The 3,727-nt window shown below is 68.2% G+C and carries 6 protein-coding genes; 1 reads left to right on the top strand and 5 read right to left on the bottom strand.

Annotated features, from left to right (window positions below; all coding sequences use genetic code 11):
• From ACE3TU_RS20180 to ACE3TU_RS20170, 3 genes are all read right to left on the bottom strand, one after another.
• Positions 1-532, bottom strand: a 532-nt coding sequence (locus ACE3TU_RS20180) for a peptidase inhibitor family I36 protein (RefSeq protein ID WP_374627504.1), incomplete at its 3' end; no start/stop codon positions are given.
• Positions 533-635: 103 nt separating this feature from the next.
• Positions 636-1,040: an acyl-CoA thioesterase gene (locus ACE3TU_RS20175; protein WP_374627502.1), complete on the bottom strand. Its 405-nt coding sequence runs from the start codon at positions 1,038-1,040 to the stop codon at positions 636-638.
• On the bottom strand, positions 1,030-1,638 hold the full coding sequence (locus ACE3TU_RS20170) for a thymidine kinase (RefSeq protein WP_374627500.1): 609 nt from the start codon (positions 1,636-1,638) through the stop codon (positions 1,030-1,032). Before ACE3TU_RS20170 ends, ACE3TU_RS20175 begins: the two co-directional genes overlap by 11 nt.
• A 333-nt stretch (positions 1,639-1,971) precedes the next feature.
• On the opposite strand from ACE3TU_RS20170, the gene ACE3TU_RS20165 reads away from it, so the two are divergent.
• Positions 1,972-2,367: a hypothetical protein gene (locus ACE3TU_RS20165; RefSeq protein ID WP_374627498.1), complete on the top strand. Its 396-nt coding sequence runs from the start codon at positions 1,972-1,974 to the stop codon at positions 2,365-2,367.
• Positions 2,368-2,380: 13 nt separating this feature from the next.
• Here the strand turns inward: ACE3TU_RS20165 and ACE3TU_RS20160 are convergent, their stop codons facing one another.
• Together ACE3TU_RS20160 and ACE3TU_RS20155 are read right to left on the bottom strand one after the other, a co-directional pair.
• Positions 2,381-3,274 carry a DMT family transporter gene (locus ACE3TU_RS20160; protein ID WP_374627495.1) on the bottom strand — a complete coding sequence of 298 codons (894 nt, stop codon included), beginning with the start codon at positions 3,272-3,274 and terminating at the stop codon, positions 2,381-2,383.
• Between the two features lie 49 nt (positions 3,275-3,323).
• Positions 3,324-3,727: hypothetical protein (locus tag ACE3TU_RS20155; RefSeq protein WP_374627493.1), on the bottom strand; the 404-nt coding region annotated here is incomplete at its 5' end.

Here is a 3,727-nt window from a genome sequence, read left to right as displayed (position 1 = left end):
AGCCGTCGAGCGCCGACTGGCTCTCGTTGATGCGCTCGCAATGGCTGCGGAACTCGCGGTCGCGGCAGAGCGTCACCGACACGTTGCCCTCGATGGAAACCGAGGAGAAGCGGTTGTCGGCCCGGTAGAGCAGCAGGTCGCGGATGACGTAGCCGGTGCTGCCGCAGATCGAGGCGCCGGTGAAATCGTGCCCCTCGTAGAGGCACACCGTGCCCGGACCGCCGGACTTGTAGTCGAGCCGCGGACCGCTGAGCGGCGGATTGGGGTCCTGTCCGAATGTCAGGGCCGCGGTGTCGGCCCAGCCGCGCAACCCGCCCGAGCGCACCCGGCACCACAGTTCCGTGCAGCGCTCGATGTAGATGCGGGTCTCGGCCGCCACGTCGCCCACAGGGTCATAGGCGGCGCCGGGACCCTCCAGCAGCGTCACGGCACGCGTCGTCCAGGCCGGGGTGCCGGTTTCGAGCGCCTGGGCGCTGTGCACCCCGAGCACGAGCAGGGTGGCGGTGAGGATCAGCTTCAAAAGGGCGCGCATGGCTCGATCGATCTATCAATGGGTGCGGGCGACGCTATCGCGCGCGCGGCGAGGGCGAAAGGGCGTCGCCGCAACAGACTCGAGATTCTTCGGGATATCCCCGTCAGCCGGTGACGCGTCGCTTGTTGCCGGCATCGTCCAGCGCCACGTAGATGAAGCGGCCGTCGGTGACCTTGACCCGGTCGGCGAAGCGGTTGCGCCGGGCCCAGGCCTCGATGCCGACGCTGATCGAGGTCGTGCCGACCCGTTCGATGGTGGTGTAGACGCACAGGATGTCGCCGACCTTCACCGGCGCGATGAAGCTCATCGCCTCGACGGCGACGGTGACGACGCGGCCCCGCGCCACCTCGACCGCCGCGATGGCGCCGGCAATGTCCATCTGGCTCATCACCCAGCCGCCGAAAATGTCGCCGGAGGGATTGGTGTCGGCCGGCATGGCGAGCGTGCGGATGGTGAGCGTGCCGGCCGGCTCGGCCGCGGCGGTTTCAGTGGCGGCTTCAGTGGTCATGGAGGCGGGGTCCCTTGGGCGGCCAGCGCCCGATTTCTTCTTCCCAGTGACGGCGGCACAGCGACACGTAGACCGATTTCTCGATCGAGACCTGGTTGCCCTCGGTGAGGACGCCGCCATCGGCGTTCTGTCGCACCACCATGGTGGCCTTGCGTCCGCAATGGCAGATGGTGCGGATCTCGCGCAACTCGTCGGCGATGGCGAGCAGTTCCGACGAGCCGGGAAAGAGCTTGCCCTGAAAGTCGGTGCGCAGCCCGAAACACATGACCGGCACGTCGAGCCGATCGGAGACGCGGGCCAGTTGCCAGACCTGCTCGGCGGTCAGGAACTGCGCCTCGTCGACGAACACGCAGTCCACCTTGGCTTCCTGCAGGTGATCGTTCACCCGCTGGTAGAGGTCATCCTCAAAGCCGAACATCTCGGCAGCGGCCGAGATGCCGATACGGGATTCGATGAGGCCGGCATCGCCCTCGGCGTAGAGCGAGGAGGTGAACAGCAAGGTCCGCATGCCGCGTTCGAGATAGTTGTACGAGGCCTGCAGCAGCATGGTCGACTTGCCGGCATTCATCGTCGAGTAGGAGAAGTAGAGCTTGGCCATGGTGCGCCCTAGATGCCTGAGGCGCGCCGCCGCGGCGAGGCCAATCGCGCGGTCTCAACAAAAAATCGGCCGCCTGGCGGAGGCGGCCGATAGATGCCGATCGGGGGTCGGCGCGGGGTGAGGGTTGGCGGCACACCCCGCCACGATGCAGTCCGCCGGCTATCGGGTTGGCGGCGACAGGCGGCGCAAGCGCTCCGGGACAATTGGGGGACGAACCCGGCGCTCCGGCAAGCTATTGAGCCGACATGACATGCATGTGACGCGGCTGCATCATACTCACGTCACGATCCTCCCGCAGACCGGTCGGGCGGGCGGCGGCAACTGGAGAGTCCGATGAGGCAGATTCTTGGTTTTGGCGCGGCGCTGGTGCTGGGGGCGGCGATGACGGCCCCGGCGCTGGCGGAGGCCGGCTCGGTGACCGGCACCTGGGTGGTGGGCAAGGATTCCGCCTATGCCGGCAGCTTCTGCGGCAATGATGGCAAGGCCTTCTGCCTGACGGTGACGCGGCTCTCGGGCGGCATGGATACGCCGGACAACCGGCCCTACCTGGGCGTCAATATCATCGACAAGGCCAAGCCCGCCGGCAATGGACGCTGGAAGGGCAAGCTCAACCTGTTCGGCCAGTCGGCGGATACCACGGTGTCGCTCAAGAACGAGAACACGCTGCTGCTGCACGGCTGCGTCTACGTGGTGATCTGCAAGGACCTGGAACTGGCGCGGGCGGACTGACGCGGCCGCCGGGTCAGGCGACGGCGCCCTCGCGGCGTCGCTGCAGCGCCGGGACGGTTTCCACCATCACGATGGCGAGGAAGATCAGCGCCGCGCCGCCATAGCCGATCAGGCTCAGCCGCTCGCCGAGCACGATCGCCCCGCCGATGGCGGCGAACAGGCTTTCGGCCGACAGGATGATCGCGGCATTGGCGGCGGGAACGTGCTGCTGGCCGACCGCCTGCAGGGTGAACGCCACCGCGGTCGAGAGGATGCCGGCATAGGCGATCTCGACCCAGCCCGTCGCGATGCCGTCGAGGTGCGGCGTCTCGAGGATCGGGGCGAGCACGGTCGAGATCACGCCGACGGCGATGAAGCTGACCACCGAGAGGAAGACCGGCAAGCCCGTCTCGCGCGCCAGGTGGCCGATGAGGAAGACCTGGATGCCCCAGAACAGCGCGCCGGCGACGACCAGCCCGTCGCCGACATTGAGCGCGTCAAGCGTGGCGCCATTCAGCAGATAGATGCCGATCAGTGCCAGCGGCGCCCCCAGATAGATGATCGGGTGCGGTTTGAGGCGCATGGCGAGGAAGGCGATCGCCGGCACGAACAGCACGTAGAGCGAGGTCAGGAAGCCGGAATTGGTGACGGTCGTCAGCGAAATGCCCACCTGCTGCAGCCACACGCCGAGAAAGAACGCGCCGCTCAGCAGGGCGGTGAGCAGCCACTGGCGCCGGGTGAGGCGCACCTTGCGGCGGTGCAGTTCGATCAGCGCGAAGGGCAGGGTGATGAGGCTGCCCAGGATGTAGCGCACGGCCGAGAAGGTGAGGGGGCCCATGTGGTCCATCGCCGACTTCTGCGCGACGAAGGCAAACCCCCACAACAGCGTGGCGGCGAGCAGGGCGAAGACGGCGAGGGAGCGGGACATGCCGGCTCTGTAGCCGAGCGCGTCGGCCTGGGGAAGGGCCGGCGCCGGCTCAGTCGGTGAAAGTCACCTGGGTGAAGCACTCGGGCACATGGGTGTCGGCAACCCCAAAGCGATGCGCCGCCCAGCCGGCGGTGGCGGTCTCGGCCGGCCCGCGGGTGCGCAACTGCTCGAAGCGGCCCATGAAGATGCCCCAGGTGTCGCCCGGCCTGGGCGGCAGGGAACGTCCCGCCGACAGATCAGCGAGGCCGGACCAGGGGATGACGATCTCGGCGCTCCAGCCGCGGTCGAGCGTTGCCGGGTCATTGAGGGTGCCATCGACGTGCACATGCACCTCGAGCCCCGGCAGGTCGTAGTCGAGGAAGGCCCAGCGCGGACCGCGCGGGTGGTTGCCGGTCCAGAAGGTCCTGCGCCCCGGCACGAAGTCGCCGCCGAAGGTGCGCGCGGCGGGGCCGA

It is taken from the genome of Devosia sp. (genome assembly GCF_041917035.1).
GTDB lineage: Bacteria > Pseudomonadota > Alphaproteobacteria > Rhizobiales > Devosiaceae > Devosia_A.
The sequence above is the reverse complement of the archived record's forward strand: the minus strand, read 5'-3'. Positions and strand labels throughout refer to the sequence as shown.

Excerpts from the sequence above, each read along its gene's own strand:
- ACE3TU_RS20175 (WP_374627502.1), bottom strand. The coding sequence starts at position 1,040 with ATGACCACTGAAGCCGCCACTGAAACCGCCGCGGCCGAGCCGGCCGGC.
- ACE3TU_RS20160 (WP_374627495.1), bottom strand. The coding sequence starts at position 3,274 with ATGTCCCGCTCCCTCGCCGTCTTCGCCCTGCTCGCCGCCACGCTGTTG.
- ACE3TU_RS20170 (WP_374627500.1), bottom strand. The coding sequence starts at position 1,638 with ATGGCCAAGCTCTACTTCTCCTACTCGACGATGAATGCCGGCAAGTCG.
- ACE3TU_RS20165 (WP_374627498.1), top strand. The coding sequence starts at position 1,972 with ATGAGGCAGATTCTTGGTTTTGGCGCGGCGCTGGTGCTGGGGGCGGCG.